This is a genomic window from Spiroplasma sp. ald (genome assembly GCF_044714355.1).
GTDB lineage: Bacteria > Bacillota_I > Bacilli_A > Mycoplasmatales > Mycoplasmataceae > Spiroplasma > Spiroplasma phoeniceum.
The window spans coordinates 1-1662 of record NZ_RXFY01000151.1 but is presented as its reverse complement, the minus strand read 5'-3'; the positions used below and the strand labels follow the sequence as shown (position 1 = coordinate 1662).

The following is a 1662-nucleotide window of genomic DNA, read 5'->3' as shown; positions in this document are numbered from 1 at the left end:
TAATTTGCTATTAGTATCTTTTTAAAAATATTTACAATTATTTTAATAGGTTATGCAAGAAGTCTAATATTAAATTCTTGTCTAACTTTTGCTAATTCTGAATTTAATGTTTTATACTCTAATCATACTTTATCGAATTTTTCTTTTTTATGTTTCAAGTGATCTGTATTATGAAAGTTTTCCTCCTCCAATACTAATAAATATTTAAATTTCTCTTCAATAAAAACTAATTCTAAATTATCAAATTCTTCTTTTAATTCTACAAATTCTTGCTTTTCTTTATTAAGTTCTTCTTCCATTCCAAGTTTCTCTGCCTCAAGTTTCTCTTGAATTTTTTCTTCTTTATCAATAATTTTATTGTATTTAGAAGGATCAGCAGGGTCTCAATATCCATGGTCATATTCAGAATAGGAAGTAATTTTTACAGTTTGATTAGCATTTAAATTCCATAATAAATTATAATAATAATAATAACTAAAATAATCTCAAATTAAATATGCCAAAGAACTTATATCCGCATCAGTAATTGAATATCCCAAATACTCATTCTTATGAAAACTAGTAATTTGATTTTTTAATTCAATTAAAAATACTTCTTTTGGATTATCTTTAAATAATGAAACTATTATTTTTCAAGTACTTTCCGTTATTGTTAATCACAATTCATCATTGTTTTTTTCAATTTCGTTAATTAGTGAGAAAAAAATTAATTCTCCTACATATTCTCTATTTTTTTTGTTTATTTCTAATTCTATTTTTTGAATTTTTTCTTCTAAACTTTTTATTTTTTCTAGTAAACTATTATATTTTTGCCTTATTTTAACTAATTCCAACTCATCTGTTTTATACTTTAATTCTGCTGTTTCTGCTTCTGTTTTGACCAAGTTTATTTTAAATTTTGATTCTAATTCTGTCTTATTTTTAAAACTTCTTCAAATTGTTCCTCTACAATTTCAAGTGCTTTTAATTTAGCCGCTTTATTTTCATCTTCTACTTGTGAATTTAATGTTTCACTGTTATTTTTTGGTACCTTTAGATTTTCATCTGCTTCTCTTGATGTTTGAACTTGCTCCTCTAAACTTGTTGATGATACTGTCTTTTCTTTTCTTAAAGAATTCGAAAAATTCGAGGCACTACTTGATTGCGGGCCTGATGGTCCAGACCCTCCTGATTCTTCAATTGGTTTTATTGGTGGAAATTCTCTTGGATTTGTTCTTCTTCTTGATGGTATTCTGCTTGATGTTCTTTTATGCGTTGGATTTCCAACTGATGCTTTTCTATTTGATGGACTTCCAACTGCTGTTCCTCCTTTTAATGAATGTATTACCTTTGGGACTGTTGCTGTCCTAGATGGAGTTATTTTTGGTGATTTTGATTCTAAGACCGATGGTTCTTCAATATTGTCACTATTTTTTTCTTCAATCTTTATTCTATTTCCGATTTGGAATCTTTCTATATTTTTCATTAGCATTATTGTTATTAAAATATATACAAATAATATTATTTCAACTAAAATACTTATTTTTTTCACTAAATATCTTCCTTCCATAATTCATAAATTTTAAAAAATAAATTAATTTTCAAATTATTACCAAGATTGATTATTTGTATAATATTAACTATCTATATTAATTTTAAATATTAGACTTCTTGCATAACCTA

At 25.0% G+C, this 1662-nt stretch carries 2 protein-coding genes; both read right to left on the bottom strand.

Features of this window, described 5'->3' with window-relative positions; translation table 4 throughout:
* Positions 1-50: 50 nt before the first annotated feature.
* Positions 51-884 (bottom strand): hypothetical protein, encoded by an 834-nt coding sequence (locus tag EHU54_RS05740; RefSeq protein ID WP_400249437.1) that lies wholly within the window; start codon positions 882-884, stop codon positions 51-53.
* 20 nt (positions 885-904) lie between these two features.
* On the bottom strand, positions 905-1531 hold the full coding sequence (locus tag EHU54_RS05735) for a hypothetical protein (RefSeq protein ID WP_400249436.1): 627 nt from the start codon (positions 1529-1531) through the stop codon (positions 905-907).
* Between the last annotated feature and the right edge of the window lie 131 nt (positions 1532-1662).